Below are 18,411 nucleotides of genomic sequence, written 5' to 3' on the forward strand. Positions count from 1 at the left end.
TCCTTTTCGTTTGGCGCGCCGTTCCTCCCTCTCAGGCAGCTCACCTATGTGCTGGCAGATCGCCCTAAGATCGTTCATAATAGATGGATATACAGATGAATGTTGATCAACCTACATGGGAGGGCGGATACGATGATTCGAGCGGTTCTGTTTGACTTTGACGGAACGTTGGCGGATACGCTGCCGCTATCTTTGCATGCGTTTACAGCGGTATTCAAACGATATGATAACCGGATCGTCACGAACAAAGAAATTGTCGCCATGTTCGGACCGACGGAGGAGGGCATCCTCACAGCCAACCTTCGGCATGCCGGACTATTGCCGCAAGCGGTCGAAGAATACTTCGAGCTGTACCGCAATTGGCATCCAAGCTTCGTGCGTTCGTCGGCGGATATTCGCGGCTTGCTGCAAGCCTTGAAGGAGAGAGGCCTGGCAGTTGGCGTCGTGACGGGCAAAGGCCGGAGAGCCTACGATATTTCGGTCGGCATGCTCGGGCTGGCCCCGTTCATTGATGCGGCCGTTACGGGAGACGACGTGAAGCGGGCTAAGCCTGATCCGGAAGGAATTGCGACAGCGCTGCACGCTCTGCAGGCAGATCCCGCCGAGGCCATATGGATCGGAGACAGCGAAGCTGACATTGTTGCTGGTGTGGCTGCCAGGGTCTATACCGCAGGCGCGAAGTGGTTCGACACGGTGCAGTCCGAGCATTTCGCGACGGTGCCGAATGCAATCTTCACCCGAACTGCGGAATTGTTGGAACTAATCGATTGCAGCAATACAGGGAGTACGAATGAAATAAAGTGGCTTCAATGGGCGAAACGGCTGCAAGCGCTGGCTCAAACCGGGCTCACCTACACGAAGGACGTATATGACCGGGAGCGCTATGAGGAATTGCGGGGAATGAGCGTAGACATGATGGCCAACTATTCTGAAGTTAACAAGGAACAGATCGAGCTCGCTTTTGCGGCCGAGGATGGTTACGCGACACCCAAGGTCGATATACGCGGCGTAGTCTTCAAGGATGACCGGATTTTGCTCGTTCGGGAAAAAGCCGACGGCGCATGGTCGTTACCCGGCGGATGGGCGGATATCGGGTTCTCGCCGGCAGAAATAGCCGTTAAGGAAATTCAAGAGGAGTCCGGCTATGAGACGGAAGCGGTCAGACTGCTGGCGATTATGGATAAGCGGCTTCACCATCATCCTCCGGAGCCTTACCATGTGTATAAGCTGTTCATTCAATGCAGGGTGGTGGGCGGAGAAGCATTAAGCGGCGTAGAAACGAGCGCCGTCCGTTTCTTTCGTGAAGATGAGCTCCCTGAGCTTTCTGTCGAACGCAATACGGCACGGCAAATTCGGACGATGTTCGAATTTTTGAGACAGCCCGACAAGCCGGTCATTCTCGATTAATTCATTCGGCTGTGCTATTATAAACTTCGTCATGTCAGCACAGAACGGAGTTGCATCAGCTTGGCACAGTTATACTTTCGATATGGCGCGATGAACAGCGGGAAATCCATCGAAATCTTAAAAGTCGCACACAACTATGAGGAACAGAACAAGTCGGTCCTTATCTTCACTTCCGTCTTGGATGACCGGGACGAAGTCGGATATGTGTCTTCCCGCATCGGATTAAGACGCGAAGCGATACCGATTCATCCGCATACGGATGTGTTCGAGATTGTGCGCCGCCAGCCCGAGCCGGCGTCTTGCGTGCTTGTGGATGAGGTGCAGTTCCTGAAAAAGGAGCACATTATGCAGCTTACCTCCATTGTGGATGAGCTCGACATTCCGGTTATGGGGTTTGGACTTAAGAATGATTTCCGCAACGAATTGTTCGAGGGAAGCCGATATATGCTGCTGTATGCAGACAAACTGGAGGAAATGAAGACGATCTGCTGGTTCTGCGAGCGAAAGGCGACGATGAACCTGCGAGTAGACGGCAACGGCAATCCTGTATATACGGGCGATCAGATTCTGATCGGCGGCAACGACCGCTACTATCCGGTATGCCGGAAATGCCACAGGAACCCGCCACTATAACGTCAAGACACAGGTGCCCGGCTTATCCGACGATGAGATCGGAGCCGGGCGTTTGCGTCCCATTCATGGATTGCTTCTGTTCTTGACGTCCTCGTGACTAGAAGAAATAACGCAGCAGCATCATGGAAAGGATGCCCACCGCCACCGTCCCCATCAGACTGCGGGTCAGGACGGCTACGAGCACCGTAGGCAATGCGGCCCACAATCGGATGAAGCCCGAATCGGCCGCATTCAACAGCAATTCCTGCGACAGCAAAGCAGCCATGATCGCGATCGGAATATAATGAAGCCAGCGCATCGACCATTCAGGCAGCTTCATTTTGCTTAACACGACAAGCGGAAATACCCGCGGAATCATCGTCACGACTGCGCCTCCCACTATTATTAGCATGAGCTCCCATCTCACTTCCACTTCTCAATCACCATCCCTATCGCAGCCGCCAGCATCGTCGCGGCAATGACATCTATTCCAGACGGCAGCACCGTATGCAGGCCAACGGTCAGCAGCAAGGCGCACATTAGGACAGCCAGATCGTGTCTCCGTCCGGGCCGATCCGCCATTTGCAGAACGAGCAGGCCGATGAACATCGCCGGCAAGGCGTAATCGAGGCCGAACGCTTCCGGCTTGCCAATCCATTGCCCAAAAATACCGCCGGCAATATTGGCAAGCAGCCAATTCAAATAGGCTGTTATATTCAAGCCGAGCATCCAGCCGTTATCGGCATAACCTGTCCGCGAGAGCCGATTCGCCGCGACTGCAAACGTCTCATCGGTCAACAGGAAGCCATGAATCGTATTCTTCCAAGCAGGCAAATGCCGAAAATAAGGCGCCAGCGCTGCGCTCAGCAGCAAATAACGCAAATTCGCGATAAATATGGTGGCGATAATGGACGTAATCGGGGCCCCGGCCGCGAACATGCCCACTGCAATAAACTGTGCGGAACCGGCATACAGCACCACGGACATGAGCGCAATTTCCGCTATGGTCAATCCCGCCGTCCGCTCCACGACACCGGCAGCGAAGCCGATGCTTAAATATCCGAGCACCGTCGGCAGGCAATCTTTCACGCCCAGCCAAAAAAGTCGTTCCTGCACCGCAGCATTCTCCTTCATCCCAAAGCTCCCCTCTTATTAGATGTTATTATTCTAACGACTATAATTTCTTCAAAAAAAAGGCTCAATCTGCGTCATTCCGCATTGAACCGAAGCCCAGTAACGACGTGCACCAGATCAGGCTTCGTGCGCCAGAGCCGGTCCAAGCGTTCCGGACCGTATTCTCTTGTAACCTCTTCGACCATGATGTCATGCCGTATGTACTCCGTTGCCACCAATACCAAGGCCGGATCACGGGTCTTGACCGCCCAAGCCGGAGCATGATTGGAGAAGCTGGCGATGAGAACTTCCTCCCCGTCGCGCGATACAATTGTTAAATGTCCGCCCATTCGTTGTTCTACGACATCGGGAGTCATGTAATTATGATGATAGGTATTGCCTAGTTCAATCTCAGGCGCGCCGAACAGAATCGAGAAGACACTCACCCCTGCCTGAACGCGCTGTTGAATTGCCGGCTGAATCGGCGGAACTTGCGGTTCCCATACCGATAACCACAATTCCTCCTTCGCGTTCTCGATCATGTCATTCATTTCATCAATCACGCGCTGATCGCTGCGGACATGCCAGATGACATCCACTTCACGCTCACTTTCCATCCCCGATAACGCATGCTCCAAATAATCGAATGACTGTTCATACGATTTGCGCAGCCGATTCATTAGTTCCGTCGCAGGCACTGGCGCATATTTCACGGGTTCGGACGGCACCGTATAGATCGCCCCTTTATCCAATAGCTTGCCGAGCACTTCATAGATCATCGACCTCGGCACGCCAGAGCGCTTGCTTATCTCGTATCCGGTAACCGGAGAGGTCCGCAAAAGGCCCACATAGGCCTTCGCTTCATATTGAGAGAAACCCAGCTTATGCAGCTCCGCAACAATTTCGTCCATGAATGTCACGCTTCCTTTTTCGCACATAGTAGTTATTATAATAATTACTATAATCCAATATTTATATTTGTCAAATCATTCGCACGAATCGATGTACGTTGAACGAAATTCGATTTTCGTGGCGGGACTGACTGCCGTGGCCGTGAAACACAATGGTGGAAGTTCAATTATTCAGCTTATATCGATGAATAGAAAAGAGCTGTCGAGAAATTCTCGACAGCTAAGCTGCATTACCGATCTCTGCAATCTCTTTTGAGGTCTTTGTGGCCTTTGTGGTCTTTAAGGTCTTTGTGATCTTTGTCGTGGTCTTTGTCATGATCTTTGTCGTGGTCTTTGTGGTGGTCTTTGCAATCATCGTCATCTTTATGGCCCCATGGCAATGGAACTTGTTGCTTTTGCAGTACTTTTACCGTTACGTGCATGACGATTTTTTCCCGCAGTTTGCGGAACGTTTTCTCTTTACGAGGCAGGTCATCATCGTAGAAGAAGTCTTCGCCAAGGTCGAGTTCATGGAATCTGACCTTCACCAGTTCGCAGAAAGGCTGTTCGTTAAAGAATACTTCATGGCTGAAGAATGTCTTTTCAAGTTGAGGCGACATTTCATCTTTATCCAAAAATTCAAACTCTTCCACTTTTTCGTTGGAAAGCTCAGGCTTCACTTTGCCGAATTTGATTTCTGTGACGCATTGGAAAGGCACGTGTGCTGTCGTATGAAGAATTCTTCCGCACACGGCAGTCTCCGTTGGAGATGTGTCGGCTGTAGCATATTCAATATTTTTACGGATAAACCCTCTGAGGTATAATTTGGCTTTCGTTACCCATTTGCCATGGAAATCGACCGGAACCAATTTGCACTGCTCCAAGAACACTTTTTTCTTTATCCGTTTAATTTCCAATGCAGGCTCATCTAAGCTAATCAGAGCTTCAACGTTAACTTGAACTTCACGCTCTGCCAATACTAAAGGAACTTTAATCGTTGGCCAATGTGGATCGTGTTTTTCGTTCTCGCATTCAGCTAGTGTTGTTGACTCAACTACGCGGCAATCCCCATCATTACAGGACATCTCTTCATCCTCCTCGTAATAGCTGCTCATCTTGTTCGTGCAATACTATATTATTACGGAGAAGTATAATTGCTTTGGCGCTTGTCTTGGAGAATTTGCCCCTTTTCATCCAATGCTCAAAGGGATCAACTGCTTCCGGAACCACCACACCCGGCCCGACACGTGAATCATGCCTCTAGCCATCTGACCGTCGGCTTGATCCCGCTCCAACACGGCTTTTACATGCCAATCTCCCGTTTCTGCCCGTATGCTTGGCTGATAGGGCGGGAGTATGTCACAGGACTTTGGATCTAAAGGCCGTTTCTCGGAAAAAGGACGGAGCACCGTGCTTGAAAAAGGAATAAACGTCATTTGATGCCGCAAATCGGGACTGTCCAGCGTTGTGCCTATAGCGGTTAACCTGACTTGACCCGTAAGCCAGACGAATGTTGACTCAGCTTCGTCAATACGTGTGTCCTCTATCATGAGCTTTGCCTCATAGCGCACGTCTTTCCAGTCATGCTCCCACTGCACTTGAATGAATTGCTCCCAGCCGATATCCCAGATGGCATCCAATAAGGATACTTCCGTGAAGGATGCTGCCTGATCTTCATTGCGGTATGATACGCAGGCTTGGGTCATAATCGGTTCCATTTTACTTGCCTGGACATGATCTTCCATACGCGCTGACTGCTTCGGCTGCGGAGGGTCCATTTCTTCCAATGGATCTGCATCTGTCTGCACAGGATGCGGATCGGTATCTGCCTGCACAGGAAGCGAATCGTCAACCGGGGTGTGCAGCTCTATTGCCGGCGGTGTGTCCATAGCCATAGTGGTCGAAGGCGCTTGCGCAACCAGTTCCTCCTGCGGCAGCCTTACCGTCTCGATCACGGCCGCTTCTGCCGGCGGATCAATGTGGCGGAAGAGCACCTCCGGATCGGCAGTCGTCTGCTTGGCGGGACGATGCTCATATGCATAAAAGATTCGCTTGCGCCGCCGATTAGTCCGCTTCGCCGGAGCTTTCCGTTTCGGATAGCGTTTCGGCGGAGCAATAGATAGAGCCTTGGGGCGGTTACGCTGTGGAATACGTATGGCAGCGCTGGAGGAAGGCTTTTTCCTGCGAGCCGCTAGCTGGCTCAATCGATGATATGGTTGGATTGACAGCTTCTGTGCCTTTCTTGGGACAGAGTGATGCGGTCTCCGGCGGGAACCTCTATGTTTGCGGGCACGTATCACTGTTGGGGCCATGACAGGCCGGCAGCAGGCCAGCTTATAACAGTTGAGAATGGTCAGATTCGGATTAATCCAGGGGGCGGGCAATTTACGAACGCATATCTTACTTTCGATATTTCTCTTCATAGTGAGTGGCACCTCGCCAATGTTCCATCAAACCCTTTTGCATATGCATAGCTAATACTAAAGTATGTCATCGCCTGTAGACGAGTGTTAAGGCAACCGCCTCTTTTTTCATTGCGCCGTTACTAGGGGGATTGCCCGATGGTTTCTCCCCAGTCCAATGCCTATTTATTGATATAAATAGTCTCCTGTCTATCTCCGCTTAGTCATTCGTCCACCCTGTTTGAGTGCAGACGCCGTACTATATAGAAAAATGATAGGGAGGTGTCTCTGACTTGGGCCGCACTGCATTAAGAAGAAGACACTGCCGCAAAAAAACGATAATCGTCTGCCGGTGGATAAAAAAACGGAACAAATGCTTGCGAAAAAAAACGGGAAAAGGCCGATGCTCTCATAAAAAAAACAAGTTGATTCGCCGTACCAAGCCGCGAGTGTGTCACTCTGATTCCAGGCTGCAAGGAGCGCAAGGTACCGCGGATCCCCCAGGATTGCAACGACCGGCTGGACCGCAAGGTGCCGCGGATCCCCCAGGACTGCAAGGACCGGCTGGACCGCAAGGCACTGCCGGCTCCGCGGGATTGCAAGGATCGTCAGGACCTCAAGGTACTGCGGGACCCTCCGGATTACAAGGAGCGGCTGGACCGCAAGGTACTGCAGGACCCGCGGGATTGCAAGGAGCGGCTGGACCGCAAGGCGCTGCGGGACCCGCGGGATTGCGAGGAGCGACAGGACCGCAAGGACCGCAAGGTATTTCAGGCGCACAGGGGATTCCCGGACCGGCTGGACCTCAGGGACCGCCGGGAGAACCGGGACCGCAAGGGCAGCAAGGACCGCCGGGCTCCTCTTCGGATTGCTGTGTCCCGCCGATGCAGTACATCCTGTCTCAGCTGGAAGGAGTCCAGGTAACGTTGGGAACGACAAGCAACCCCCCTGGAAATTTTAGTAACTCGATCATTGTCAGTGTGAGCGATTCTTTAGTGACGGTCCGAAGAGATACGAGACTGTTCGTCATTCCCATCAGTGAAGTGGTTGCCGTCGCGGCTCCTCAGGTCGAGGACGTTGCGCTGCTGGAGCCGCCGTCGCCCTCAAGCGACTGCATTGAAGCTCCGCTGCGTGAATTTCTTGACGCCAACATCGGGACGGCAGTCGATATTACTACCGTCGGCTTCGGACTGTTCGCCAATATTCAGAACGCCGTCGTGTCCAGAACCGGCGAGGGGATCGTCATCTTGGATGTTACGCAAGCCATCGATTTCGCAGCGGTATCTCTCTGTAAAATCACCTCCCTCTTATCATGCTAGGAGCGTTTATAAGCTTAGCGGGTATCGTGTCGGGTAATCAACTCGATTAATAAACCGAGAGAATGACGGGACTTCATCCCGCCCCTCTCGGTTTTTGCCATTTCATTAAGGCAACCGCCGCGACCGATGAAGCCTGCCGATGAACAGCAAGCCGTCATACTGGTCACGCATGATCCATTCCTCTTCGAGCACGCCCCAAGACTTGGCAATGCGGGCTGCCAAGCCCCGGGCAATATGCTGGCGCCATATTTTCAAAACAAAAAACTCCCGCCCCCTAAAGGGACGAGAGCATATCTCGCGTGCTGCGCTATCACGAAATTGCAATGTCTATGATTCGCCCTGCCGGTTATAGCGGGCTCAAATGCTCGTGCACGAGCTTCCACCCGCCGTCTGCGCGCTTGAACGCATTCGTGGCGCGGCCGCAGCCTTCTCTCCACTCGCCTTTGTAGTACCCTTCCCATTTATACGTATAGGTGCATACGGCCACGTCTTTCCCAGCCGCGATCCATGTTACGTCCACTGCACTGTATACTTCCTCTTGGATCGTCTGCCATGCCTGTTCGAAATAGTTTTTTATCTCTTCCAGCGATGTGCAGGTCTTGTCCGTAAACCAATATACGGCAGCGGGATCGAGCAGTGGTTGGACATTGGAAAAATCATGCGTGTTCGTCGCTGCGATGTACTGGGCAAGTGTATCTTTATAATCCAAAATAAAGCCCTCCTCCGTCTATCATCCTTTTCCAAATATTATAGCAAAATCAGCCTGCCGCCTGCACTCTTTCATGTCCCGTCACCAGCACGATCAATCCGCACAGGAGCGTCAGCGACGCGAACACAAGCGCGCCATCGTAGCTTCCGGTGTGCGCCATCAATACACCGGTAACGATCGGTCCGATGATCTGTCCGGCCCCATAGACTGCCGTTGCATAGCCGATAATCGTGCTGCTCGCCTGCGGAAACATGCGCCGGACTAACGACATGGTCAGCATCGTAATCCCCATAAACGTCGCTCCGAATAAAAAAGCGCCTGTCAATACGCCCACTGCATTCGGAAAAAGGACAGGCAGAATGACCCCGAAAATTTGAGCGCAAAAGGCCGCGTATAGTGCCTGCATGCTGCCATACTTCTTCTCTGTCCAGCTCCACAGCCAACAGGAGGGAGCAGCCGCCAGACCGACGAATACCCAGCTCAAAGCGGAAAATTCGCTAACCTCCGGTATTTGATCCACGATGGCCACTAAAAATGTGGCGCTGACAATATAGCCCATGCCTTCGCAGCCGTATGCGACAATAAGGCGCATCAGCATGCCACGGTTACCTGCGATGTCCTGATAATCCCGCTCGATCCGCTCGTTTTCGCCGCATGCTGTCTGCGGTTCCTTAAGAAACAGCAGCGGGAATGAACCCAGCAGCATCGATACACAGCCAAGCCCGCCCCACGCCCATTTCCACCCTCCGAACCCGTTCAACACGGGCACGATCCATCCGCTCAGCATGATCCCCAACCCGACGCCGCTGAAGAGCCAACCGGACCAGGACGAACGCCCGCGCCGGGCCAACCCGTCCAACACGATCCCGGAAGCAAAGACGAATACAAGCCCGCTGCTGAAGCCTGACACGAAGCGCAGGACAGACCATGACACGAACTCGCCCGCAACGCCCATCAGCGCCGTCGTCAGCACGTTGGCAAGCAGATAGAGCTTCAAGTGAAATACCTTGCCTCTGCGCCAAGGCAGCATGCCCGCGGCTAAAGATCCGAGCAGATAACCAATATAATTATACGATGACAGATAACCAGCCCCTGTCTCGGACAATCCCGCATTATGCGTCATCAGAGGCAAGAGCGGAGTATAGGCGAATCTGCCGATGCCCATCACAATAATGAGAGAGAGCATTCCCCCTGCAAGAAGATAGGCCGGATGATTGCTGTCCACCCGATTTCCCATAGTAAAAACATCACCTTTATTTATAATTTCCCCTTTCTCCTCATCATAAGGATGCTAAACTGGTTAGTAAAATGATATATTTTCATGTTTCATATCAATTATTTTGATATCAGGATTGCGAGGAGAACGCGATGAACATCGAGGATTTATATACGTTTCACGTTGTCGCCCGGGAACAGAGCATATCCAAAGCGGCGGAAACGCTCAACTTCGTCCAATCGAACATTACCGCCCGAATCAAGCGGCTCGAGCAGGAGTACGAGACACTGCTCTTCTATCGCCATCGGCACGGTGTGACGCTGACGTCAACCGGCAAGGCGCTTATGGCCTATACTGAACAAATCCTTCAGCTCATCGATGAATCCAAGAAAGCAATTATTCACTCGAACTCCCCGCGAGGCCCGTTGGCTATCGGCGCGATGGAAACGGCGGCCGCCGTGCGCCTGCCCCCGCTGCTGGCCGCTTATGGCGCCCGATATCCGGAGGTTGAGCTGCTCCTGCATACGGACAGAACGAGCGAGCTTGTCAAAATGGTGTTGAACCGTGAAATCGAAGGCGCATTTATTGCCGGGGAAGCCAATCATCCCTCCTTATGTGAAATACCCGTCTTCAAGGAGAAATTGGTGTTCGTCGTGCCCAGGAACTTGACGTCCCGTCTCGTCCGGGACGATTTGAAGCGGCATAACTTGATCGTGTTCAAGTCCGGCTGCTTCTACCGCACAACGATGGAGGATTGGCTGCGTGCCGAGGGCATCGTTCCGAACAGAACGATGGAGCTGAACACGCTCGAGGGAATTATCGGCTGTGTCAAAGCCGGGTTGGGCATGTCCATGCTGACCGAATCCGTAGTCGATCAGCTCGATCGGAATCATGACCTGGCCCGGTACCCGCTGCCTGGAACCGCCGGGAGCGTCACGACCCGATTCATCTATCATAAAGACATCGTAAAGACCGCCGCGTTCAACAGGTTCGTCTCGATGTGCCAAGATGAGCAGCCGTGAGAACAGCTGCCGCGGACTTTCAAAGCCAAGCGGCTCCTTCATGGCAATATTTCCTTTTGCTTGACTGCAAACGTTTTGCGCCATGCTATACTTAAATGGATTGAATTGCTCGGGCCATGCTTATGTCACGAACAATTTTTCACGACAATGGAATAAGGAGTGCACAATAATGAATTGGATGGCTGAAGTTACCGCAAGACAAGACGAGCTGTTGAATGATTTGAAAGGGCTGCTCCGTTTTGAAAGCGTCAAGGACACCAGCACCAGCGGACCTGGACAGCCGATGGGCCAGGAAATCGCCCGGGCGCTTGATTATATTCTGGAGCTGTCCCGACGCGAGCAGTTCCGCGTCAACAATCTGGACGGCTACGTCGGATATGCCGAATACGGGGATTCCGACAGCGGCGAGTATATCGGCGTGCTGTGCCATTTGGACGTCGTTCCGGCCACTGGCCAATGGACTACGCCGCCGTTCCAACCCGATGTCCGTGACGGCAAGCTGTACGCGCGCGGCGCGATTGATGACAAAGGCCCTACGCTCGCAGCCTTCTATGGTCTGAAAATCGTAAAAGAACTGGGGCTGCCGTTAAAGCATAACGTGCGGATTATATTCGGCACCGACGAAGAGAGCGGCATGGAATGCATGAAGACGTATACGCAGCGCGAGAAGATGCCCATGGCCGGCTTTGCGCCGGATGCCGACTTCCCGATTACCCATGCGGAGAAGGGGCAAATCAACACGAAATTTCTCCTGAAGCGGAGTGGCGGCTCCTCCGAAGCAGCAGATCCAGCGGACGGAACTCGATTCGAATTGATTGCCTTCCATGGCGGCGGCATCGCCAACATGGTCCCGGAATCGGCTGCAGCGACCGTAGCGGGTGAAGCGTCTGCTCTTGCGGACATGGCGGAACAATTCCAAGCCTACTGCGCCGAACAGAAGCTGAACGGCACCGCAGAGGTGAAGGATGGCCGGATAGAGCTCGGGATGAAGGGCAAGTCCGCGCACGGCATGGAGCCGCACGTCGGCATCAATGCCGCATTGAAGCTTGTCCGCTTCCTGCGGGATTACCGCTTCCAGCCTGATGCCGAGCGGTACATCGGCTTCATTGGCCAGCATCTGGTCGACGACCATCTGGGCGCGGCGCTCGGCATTCAGTTCCAGGATGACATTACTGGTCCCCTGACTGTAAATGCAGGCATTTTCGAATATGGAGCGGAGATCGAACCGTTCTTTCACTTGAACATCCGCTTCCCTGTTACGCAGCAATGCGACGACATCCTCGCAATGCTTGAAGCGAAAATGGCTCCCTACAATATCGTGATGGATGATGATCTGGATCTGAAGCAACCCCATCATGTGGACCAAAGCCATCCCATGATCAAGATATTGCAAAAGGTATACGAGGAAGAGACGAAGCTGGAACCGACACTGCTCACGACCGGCGGCGGCACGTACGCGGCCTTCATGGACAATGGTGTCGCCTTCGGCGCCCTCTTCCCCGGCAGGGAAGAGACGGCGCATCAAGTGGATGAGCACATCGAAATCGACGACTTGTTGAAAGCGGCCGCCATCTATGCCAGAGCGATCTACGAATTGGCCAACTTGGATTCCTAATGCATTCCGTAACAGAAAACTAGCTTGCGAGGCTGCTCCTTACGTCAATGAATGACGAAGGGCGGCCTCTTTTGCTGCATAACCCGAAATATTGGAAAGATCCACGGGTATACTACAGATATCACTATCTTTCTGAAGCAATTCCAATGAAGCCTGCCGTAAAGAGAAATACGCGCCCGGTTCGTTGCATAAAATCCAATGCAGGATGAGAATAGGAGGGAAAACGCATGAGTGACTTGTTGAAAAAAGCCGTCTCGCTCGGTTGGGGCCTGACAATGGCCAGCAAGGAAAAGGTGGAAAGCCTCGTGGACGAACTGGTGAAGCGCGGGGAGCTCGCGCCTGCAGAATCCAAAGAATGGATGAACCGGCTCATCGAAAAAGGCGAGAAAGAACAAGCCGAGTTCAAAACGATGATTCAAGAGCAAGTGAAGCGCAAATTACAGGACATGGACGTGGCGGCAAAGTCCGAACTGGCCGCGTTGGAAGCGCGCATCGCCGAATTGGAGGCTCGTCTCGCCCGCTTGGAGACGGAAGCGGAGCAGGATCGTGTGGATTAGACATACCCGCCGCTACCGGGACATCGCCATGGCGCTTATGCGTCATGGCTTTGGCTATATGGTCGAGGAAATGGGGCTCTTCCAGGTGCTGTCGCTCCCCCGCCGCCTGATTACGCGCGAAGCGCCGGAGACGAAGACGGTAGGAGAACGGATTCGGTTAGTATTGGAAGAGCTTGGTCCGGCCTTCATCAAGCTGGGGCAGCTGCTCAGCACTCGCTCCGACTTGTTCCCGGACTCCGTCATCCGGGAGCTGGTCAAGCTGCAGGATCAGGTTCCCCCCTTCCCGGCGCACGAAGCGCGCCGCATCATTGAAGCGGAGCTCAATAGGCCCATCGGAGACGTCTTCAGTTCCTTCGATGATGAACCGGTGGCGGCGGCTTCCATTGGCCAGGTGCATCTGGCCAAGCTGCACGGCGGGGAAGCGGTAGCGATTAAAGTGCAACGGCCGGGCATTCATCCTGTCATCGAGCGCGATCTGGAGATTGTCAAGGGCTTGACCGCCATCGCCGAGAGACGCTGGGCATGGGTGGCGGAATATCAGATTCCGCAAATGATCGCGGAATTCTCCAAATCGATGAAGGCGGAGCTGGACTACAACCACGAAGGACGCAATACAGAAAAGATCGCACGGCAGTTCCTGCATGTGCAAGGCATACATATCCCCCGGATTTATTGGCAGCATACCTCCTCTCGCGTGCTCACGATGGAATATGTGCAAGGCGTAAAATTGAGCCGGCACGAGGACATCGCCGCACAAGGGCATGATTTGAAGGCACTAGCCGAACGCTTCGTCCATGCGATGCTCCACCAAATGTTCATCGAAGGCTTGTTCCATGCCGATCCGCATCCCGGCAATCTGCTTGTATTGGATGACGGCAGATTGGCCTTTCTCGACTTCGGGATGGTCGGCCGCTTGAATGGCGACATGAAGGATTATTTATCAGACCTCATCATCTCCTTGATGAGGCAGCGGACAAGCGGGATCATCCGGGCGATTGCAGGGCTTGGCGTCGTCCCAGACCGCACCGATATGACGCAGCTGAAGCGGGATCTGGATCGGCTGCGCGCGCAGTATTACGACATTCCTTTTACCGACATCAGCCTGGGGCAGTCGCTCCACGATCTGTTTGCGGTCGCCCAGCGGCACCGGATTACGCTTCCTCCCGATCTTATTATGCTGGCGAAGGCGCTCATTACGATGGAAGGCGTCGTGGAGGAGCTGGACCCGACGCTCAGCATTCTGGATATGGCGGAGCCATTCGGGCGCAAACTGCTATTGGAAAAATACAGTCCCCGCAGGGTCCGGAAAAAGCTGCTCGGCGGAGCTTCCGACTTCCTGCAGGCGCTGACTGATCTGCCGAAGCAGGCCAATCAGCTTGCCCGCATCCTGAGCAGCGGCAAAGTAAGAGTCGAAGTCGAATTGCCGGAACTGGATCATGCGCTGCATAAGCTCGATCAGATTAGCAACCGGCTCTCCTTCAGCATCGTGCTGCTCGCCTTCAGCATCATTATGGTCGGGCTCATTGTCGGTTCCTCGCTCACCAGAAAGCCGACGCTGCTATGGGATGTTCCCGCGATCGAGATCGGATTCGTGGTCGCTGCCTTCATGTTTCTGTGGCTGCTGTACGGGATTTTCAAATCCGGCAGATTTTAAGCGGCACAAAACTGTTGACCCTAACGTAACGTGATAGATTACGATAAAGGCAAGGAGGTGAGGCGGATGGCGTACAAAGTAAAAGAAGTGGCCGATTGGGTCCGAATCAGCGTGCGCACGCTCCATCACTATGATGAGATTGGGCTTCTGAAGCCGGACACCGTCACCCCGGCAGGATACAGACTGTATTCGGACGGCAATTTGGAGATGCTGCAGCAGATCTTGTTCTTCAAGGAGATCGGCTTCACGTTGGAGGATATTAAGCGAATTGTAGGCCAGCCGAATTTTGATCGGAAGCATGCTCTGCAGTCGCACCGGGAGCTGCTTCTCAAGAAGAGAGAACGGCTTGAGGAGATTATTCGCACGGTCGAGCGAACGATAGTATCTTTAGAAGGAGGTATAGATATGGAAAAGAAAGAGATGTTCGAGGGCTTCGATATGGCAGACATCGAGGCGCACCAAAAGAAATATGCCGAAGAAGCGCGCGAGAAATATGGTCGTGATATCGTCGATCGCACAATGGATCGGACATCCAAGTATGGTAAAGACGACTGGGCCGCGATTATGGCGAGCCAAGCGGCCATATACAACAAAATCATCGCTGCGATGGATCGGGGTCCCGCAGACCCGCAGGTCCAGGAGGCCATCGGCGAATGGAGACGTCATATTACGAGCAACTTCTATGATTGCACGCTCGATGTGTTCCGCGGCCTCGGCGATTTGTACGTTGCTGACGCTCGCTTCACGAAGAGCATCGATCAATACCAGCCGGGCTTGGCCCAATTTATGCGGGAAGCGATGCACATCTATTGTGATACCGAAGAGAAGCTGACTCCTGCCGATAGATAAGGTGCTATTATCCAAATGCGCGAGCCTTAGAATCGGTTCTAAGGCTCTATTCATTTGCCCGCCAGCAAACATGACGGGGCCCCATCACTTTTCTGAATTTTTTTTATTCTGCATCCGCTTAAACACGACATCATACATATCGTTACCGTGATGAAGGGAACGCTTCACGCGGGAGATCGTTGCCGTGCTTGCGCAGGCCTCGGCCTCAATCTCGCTGTATGTATGGTGATTGTACAGCATTTTGGCAACTTGAAATCTTTGAAACAACGTTTTGATTTCATTCACGGTACATAAGTCATCAAAAAAAGAATAACACTCTTCAACGGTTTCGAGTGTCATAATTCCCTCAAAAAATTCATCCAACGCTTTTCCTTTCAGTTCATCTATTAACATGTGTCTACCTCCTGGAGTAATTGCCGTATGCTGTAAAACTTGCTTCATCTTGAGGTATATAATCGAAAGGTCGTTTACAATAACATATTTATTTTGATTAGAAAATCGGTGAAATATTCGCCAAGTTCAACCCGAAAAGTGTGATTTTTTTCACCAATAAATACAACAATATTTAATTTTTAAATAGGCATTACATATTATATCACTATTTCTTGCGCGCGTAATTAATCCATATATTACAAAAAAACATGATTTAGGAAATTTTATCACTCATTTTCCGCATGAAAACGCTGCAAATCGATCGTAGGGCAAAACGCGGACCTCCCCTTATAAAGGACAGATCCGCACATCCGATCAAGCGGTTCTACATGATTTTTTTTCTTTGATAAGGAACCCGAGCAAAATATTAATCACCGGAGCGATGATACAGAATATTGCGAATGGAAGATATTCCAATGTAGATACACCCAAGGTGCCCGTAATGAATACGCCGCTGACACCCCATGGGATAAGCGCATTGAAGGCTGCCCCGGCATTGGCCACGATTCCGGAAAGATTTCTTGGATGGAGATTGAGTTCTTCAAATTGGGGTTTGAAGGCTTCTCCCGGCAAAATAATGGATAAATACTGTTCTCCGAGAAGAATGTTAATTCCAATGGCGCATAACGCGGTCATTAAAATTAATTTTCCTTTTGTGCTTACGAATGCCGAAATTTTGGATATCAGGGTTTTGATAATGTTGAGCTCGACTAACAACCCTCCGAGAGATAACGCAAGCAGGATAAGGGAAACAGACCACATCATGCTTTGCATACCGCCGCGAGTAAGCAGGACATCTACGCTCTCTACCCCTGTATGCGAAATAAATCCATCTTGCATCAGATTGGAAATCTCAACAAAGCTCGTGTGTGGATGATAGATATAAGTAATGCAGATCGTACTGGCAATGCTTAACAATAAAGTCGGGATAGCCGGTATTTTTCTCCAAGCGCAAAGAAATAGCACCAATACCGGAATCAAAGTGACCGCCGATATAGTAAAAGAGGAATGTAAGGTGTTAACCAGCTCATCAATTTGAGCCCCTGTCGACAAGACCTTTGCGTGACCGGCAACTCCGAAGAAGACGAGCGAAATAATGAAGGATGGAATCATGGTCCGCATCATGTTCCGAATATGATCGAATAAATCCACCTCTGCTATAGCAGAAGCCAAGTTCGTTGTATCGGATAAAGGTGATATGTTATTGCCCAAGAAGGCGCCGGAGATGATGGCTCCCGTCGTTAGCGCCGAATGGTATCCCATGATTTGCCCCATGCCGAAGAAGGCAATGCCAACTGTCGAAATCGTCGTGAAGGAGCTCCCTACGGTGATTCCTACAAGCGCGCAAATGACAAAGACGGAAGGTAAAAAGAACTTAGCAGATAAAATTCCAAAACCATAAACCATAATCGTCGGAATCGTTCCTGCAGCAATCCAGACGCTTATCAAAGCGCCAATCAGCATAAAGATGAGGATCGGAATCAAACCAGGCATGATGCCGTTTTGAATTCCCTTGTGAATAATTTCCCAAGAAACGCCTTTAAACTTCGCGAATAAGATAACGGCACCCAATGAAATCAAAATAGGAACTTGAGGAGATAAGCCTAAGCCTATAATGCAAGTTCCTATGATCGCCAATAACACAACTAAAAGAAACATGCTTTCTTTTAGCGTAACATCTTTTTTCATATCATATACTCCTTATCATTTAATGACCATCTATTCAACATGCAGTCATTGAGAAGTGGGTTATAGATTGGACATAAACAATAATTCGATCTTATTGAAGCAGGCGTTGATCCGCTTTATTGTATGCTCCGTGCCAGACAGGTCCCACGAATTGATTAAAAGCGAAGCCGGATCTGATGCCCTCGGCAGTGAAAGCTTTTGCTTTCGCAACTGCCGCTTCCACGGATAGCCCCTTGGCAAGTCCTGCTGCAATAGCCGCGGCAAAGGTGCATCCGGCGCCGTGATTGTGATTCGTATGAATCTTCTCCGATTCATACAGCGTGAACTCGGAGCCATCATACAACAAGTCGATCGCATTCTGATCCTCTAGCGATTTCCCGCCTTTAATCACGACATGTTCCGCGCCAAGCTCGATAATTCTTTTCGCAGCTTCTTTCATGTCGGCTACCGTGCTTACCTTGGCCATGCCGGATAATTGGCTTGCTTCGAATAAATTAGGCGTTACAATCGTTGCTCTTGGCAACAGATACTCGCGCATGGCCTGTCCATTTTCGGGCTGCACCAGTTCATTTTCCCCTTTGCATACCATCACCGGATCTATTACTACACTTTTCACATCATATTTGTCTATGACATTGCTTACGAGTTTAATTGTATCAACCGATCCGAGCATTCCCGTTTTCATGGCATCCAATGAACCGCCGGAGAAAATCGTTGTCACTTGCTCATGCACAAGCTCTGAAGCAATTGGATGAACATGATGATGCCAATGATTATCAGCATCCATGGTGACGATAGCCGTAATGGCAGATAAACCAAAAGTACCGTATTCTTCGAACGTTTTGAGATCCGCCTGCAGTCCTGCTCCCCCGCTTGAATCAGAGCCTGCAACCGTCAAAACTTTTTTGATAGTCATTTCAAGCAC

At 51.6% G+C, this 18,411-nt stretch carries 19 protein-coding genes; 8 read left to right on the forward strand and 11 right to left on the reverse strand.

Annotation, left to right across the window (positions count from 1 at the left end):
- The first annotated feature begins 132 nt into the window (after positions 1 to 132).
- Together JSQ80_RS29710 and JSQ80_RS06750 are read left to right on the forward strand one after the other, a co-directional pair.
- A complete protein-coding gene (locus JSQ80_RS29710) occupies positions 133 to 1,407 on the forward strand; it encodes an NUDIX hydrolase N-terminal domain-containing protein (protein ID WP_206094807.1) in 1,275 nt (424 codons plus the stop codon).
- A gap of 60 nt (positions 1,408 to 1,467) precedes the next feature.
- Positions 1,468 to 2,040, forward strand: coding sequence for a thymidine kinase (locus JSQ80_RS06750; RefSeq protein WP_206094808.1), 573 nt, complete (start codon positions 1,468 to 1,470; stop codon positions 2,038 to 2,040).
- 97 nt (positions 2,041 to 2,137) lie between these two features.
- Here JSQ80_RS06750 and JSQ80_RS06755 read toward each other — a convergent pair whose 3' ends face one another.
- From JSQ80_RS06755 to JSQ80_RS06775, 5 genes are all read right to left on the reverse strand, one after another.
- The gene (locus JSQ80_RS06755; protein ID WP_206094809.1) at positions 2,138 to 2,452 is read right to left on the reverse strand and encodes an AzlD domain-containing protein; all 315 of its coding nucleotides are present in this window, start codon (positions 2,450 to 2,452) and stop codon (positions 2,138 to 2,140) included.
- A complete protein-coding gene (locus JSQ80_RS06760; protein WP_206094810.1) occupies positions 2,443 to 3,153 on the reverse strand; it encodes an AzlC family ABC transporter permease in 711 nt (236 codons plus the stop codon). The genes JSQ80_RS06755 and JSQ80_RS06760 overlap by 10 nt, the downstream gene beginning before the upstream one ends.
- 74 nt (positions 3,154 to 3,227) lie before the next feature.
- On the reverse strand, positions 3,228 to 4,043 hold the full coding sequence (locus tag JSQ80_RS06765) for a TrmB family transcriptional regulator (RefSeq protein WP_206094811.1): 816 nt from the start codon (positions 4,041 to 4,043) through the stop codon (positions 3,228 to 3,230).
- A 230-nt stretch (positions 4,044 to 4,273) separates the two neighbouring features.
- Entirely contained in the window at positions 4,274 to 5,107 is an 834-nt protein-coding gene (locus tag JSQ80_RS06770) for a CsxC family protein (RefSeq protein ID WP_206094812.1), read from the reverse strand.
- A 105-nt stretch (positions 5,108 to 5,212) separates the two neighbouring features.
- Complete coding sequence (locus tag JSQ80_RS06775; protein WP_206094813.1) at positions 5,213 to 6,445, reverse strand: hypothetical protein; 1,233 nt, start codon at positions 6,443 to 6,445, stop codon at positions 5,213 to 5,215.
- A gap of 485 nt (positions 6,446 to 6,930) precedes the next feature.
- On the opposite strand from JSQ80_RS06775, the gene JSQ80_RS06780 reads away from it, so the two are divergent.
- Positions 6,931 to 7,743 carry a collagen-like protein gene (locus JSQ80_RS06780; protein WP_240463580.1) on the forward strand — a complete coding sequence of 271 codons (813 nt, stop codon included), beginning with the start codon at positions 6,931 to 6,933 and terminating at the stop codon, positions 7,741 to 7,743.
- A 105-nt stretch (positions 7,744 to 7,848) separates the two neighbouring features.
- Here the strand turns inward: JSQ80_RS06780 and JSQ80_RS06785 are convergent, their stop codons facing one another.
- The 3 genes from JSQ80_RS06785 to JSQ80_RS06795 all read right to left on the reverse strand — a co-directional run bounded on the left by JSQ80_RS06785 (position 7,849) and on the right by JSQ80_RS06795 (position 9,689).
- Positions 7,849 to 7,998 carry a hypothetical protein gene (locus tag JSQ80_RS06785; protein WP_206094815.1) on the reverse strand — a complete coding sequence of 50 codons (150 nt, stop codon included), beginning with the start codon at positions 7,996 to 7,998 and terminating at the stop codon, positions 7,849 to 7,851.
- A gap of 91 nt (positions 7,999 to 8,089) precedes the next feature.
- Positions 8,090 to 8,452 carry a YybH family protein gene (locus JSQ80_RS06790; protein WP_206094816.1) on the reverse strand — a complete coding sequence of 121 codons (363 nt, stop codon included), beginning with the start codon at positions 8,450 to 8,452 and terminating at the stop codon, positions 8,090 to 8,092.
- 49 nt (positions 8,453 to 8,501) lie between these two features.
- Positions 8,502 to 9,689 carry a YbfB/YjiJ family MFS transporter gene (locus JSQ80_RS06795; protein WP_206094817.1) on the reverse strand — a complete coding sequence of 396 codons (1,188 nt, stop codon included), beginning with the start codon at positions 9,687 to 9,689 and terminating at the stop codon, positions 8,502 to 8,504.
- Positions 9,690 to 9,820: 131 nt separating this feature from the next.
- On the opposite strand from JSQ80_RS06795, the gene JSQ80_RS06800 reads away from it, so the two are divergent.
- The 5 genes from JSQ80_RS06800 to JSQ80_RS06820 all read left to right on the forward strand — a co-directional run bounded on the left by JSQ80_RS06800 (position 9,821) and on the right by JSQ80_RS06820 (position 15,365).
- The gene (locus JSQ80_RS06800) at positions 9,821 to 10,690 is read left to right on the forward strand and encodes a LysR family transcriptional regulator (RefSeq protein ID WP_206094818.1); all 870 of its coding nucleotides are present in this window, start codon (positions 9,821 to 9,823) and stop codon (positions 10,688 to 10,690) included.
- Between the two features lie 169 nt (positions 10,691 to 10,859).
- Positions 10,860 to 12,305 carry a dipeptidase PepV gene (gene pepV / locus JSQ80_RS06805; RefSeq protein WP_206094819.1) on the forward strand — a complete coding sequence of 482 codons (1,446 nt, stop codon included), beginning with the start codon at positions 10,860 to 10,862 and terminating at the stop codon, positions 12,303 to 12,305.
- Between the two features lie 227 nt (positions 12,306 to 12,532).
- The gene (locus JSQ80_RS06810) at positions 12,533 to 12,862 is read left to right on the forward strand and encodes a phasin family protein (RefSeq protein WP_087431948.1); all 330 of its coding nucleotides are present in this window, start codon (positions 12,533 to 12,535) and stop codon (positions 12,860 to 12,862) included.
- A 28-nt stretch (positions 12,863 to 12,890) separates the two neighbouring features.
- Entirely contained in the window at positions 12,891 to 14,516 is a 1,626-nt protein-coding gene (locus JSQ80_RS06815; protein ID WP_240463915.1) for an ABC1 kinase family protein, read from the forward strand.
- Between the two features lie 66 nt (positions 14,517 to 14,582).
- Entirely contained in the window at positions 14,583 to 15,365 is a 783-nt protein-coding gene (locus tag JSQ80_RS06820; RefSeq protein WP_206094821.1) for a MerR family transcriptional regulator, read from the forward strand.
- 84 nt (positions 15,366 to 15,449) lie between these two features.
- Here JSQ80_RS06820 and JSQ80_RS06825 read toward each other — a convergent pair whose 3' ends face one another.
- The 3 genes from JSQ80_RS06825 to thiD form a co-directional block, all read right to left on the reverse strand.
- The gene (locus JSQ80_RS06825) at positions 15,450 to 15,758 is read right to left on the reverse strand and encodes a YerC/YecD family TrpR-related protein (protein ID WP_087431945.1); all 309 of its coding nucleotides are present in this window, start codon (positions 15,756 to 15,758) and stop codon (positions 15,450 to 15,452) included.
- A gap of 354 nt (positions 15,759 to 16,112) precedes the next feature.
- Positions 16,113 to 17,486 carry a Na+/H+ antiporter NhaC gene (gene nhaC, locus JSQ80_RS06830; protein ID WP_087431944.1) on the reverse strand — a complete coding sequence of 458 codons (1,374 nt, stop codon included), beginning with the start codon at positions 17,484 to 17,486 and terminating at the stop codon, positions 16,113 to 16,115.
- A 91-nt stretch (positions 17,487 to 17,577) separates the two neighbouring features.
- Entirely contained in the window at positions 17,578 to 18,402 is an 825-nt protein-coding gene (gene thiD / locus JSQ80_RS06835; RefSeq protein ID WP_206094822.1) for a bifunctional hydroxymethylpyrimidine kinase/phosphomethylpyrimidine kinase, read from the reverse strand.
- Positions 18,403 to 18,411: the final 9 nt, after the last annotated feature.

Source organism: Paenibacillus apiarius, assembly GCF_017052585.1.
Classification (GTDB): domain Bacteria; phylum Bacillota; class Bacilli; order Paenibacillales; family Paenibacillaceae; genus Paenibacillus_B; species Paenibacillus_B apiarius.

Bases quoted from the DNA above. Each gene is read 5' to 3' on its own strand.
- JSQ80_RS29710 (WP_206094807.1), top strand. From the start codon at position 133: ATGATTCGAGCGGTTCTGTTTGACTTTGACGGAACGTTGGCGGATACG.
- JSQ80_RS06760 (WP_206094810.1), bottom strand. From the start codon at position 3,153: ATGAAGGAGAATGCTGCGGTGCAGGAACGACTTTTTTGGCTGGGCGTG.
- JSQ80_RS06765 (WP_206094811.1), bottom strand. From the start codon at position 4,043: ATGGACGAAATTGTTGCGGAGCTGCATAAGCTGGGTTTCTCTCAATAT.
- JSQ80_RS06770 (WP_206094812.1), bottom strand. From the start codon at position 5,107: ATGTCCTGTAATGATGGGGATTGCCGCGTAGTTGAGTCAACAACACTA.
- JSQ80_RS06775 (WP_206094813.1), bottom strand. From the start codon at position 6,445: ATGAAGAGAAATATCGAAAGTAAGATATGCGTTCGTAAATTGCCCGCC.
- JSQ80_RS06795 (WP_206094817.1), bottom strand. From the start codon at position 9,689: ATGGGAAATCGGGTGGACAGCAATCATCCGGCCTATCTTCTTGCAGGG.
- JSQ80_RS06800 (WP_206094818.1), top strand. From the start codon at position 9,821: ATGAACATCGAGGATTTATATACGTTTCACGTTGTCGCCCGGGAACAG.
- pepV (WP_206094819.1), top strand. From the start codon at position 10,860: ATGAATTGGATGGCTGAAGTTACCGCAAGACAAGACGAGCTGTTGAAT.
- JSQ80_RS06810 (WP_087431948.1), top strand. From the start codon at position 12,533: ATGAGTGACTTGTTGAAAAAAGCCGTCTCGCTCGGTTGGGGCCTGACA.
- JSQ80_RS06815 (WP_240463915.1), top strand. From the start codon at position 12,891: ATGGCGCTTATGCGTCATGGCTTTGGCTATATGGTCGAGGAAATGGGG.
- JSQ80_RS06820 (WP_206094821.1), top strand. From the start codon at position 14,583: ATGGCGTACAAAGTAAAAGAAGTGGCCGATTGGGTCCGAATCAGCGTG.
- JSQ80_RS06825 (WP_087431945.1), bottom strand. From the start codon at position 15,758: ATGTTAATAGATGAACTGAAAGGAAAAGCGTTGGATGAATTTTTTGAG.
- nhaC (WP_087431944.1), bottom strand. From the start codon at position 17,486: ATGAAAAAAGATGTTACGCTAAAAGAAAGCATGTTTCTTTTAGTTGTG.
- thiD (WP_206094822.1), bottom strand. From the start codon at position 18,402: ATGACTATCAAAAAAGTTTTGACGGTTGCAGGCTCTGATTCAAGCGGG.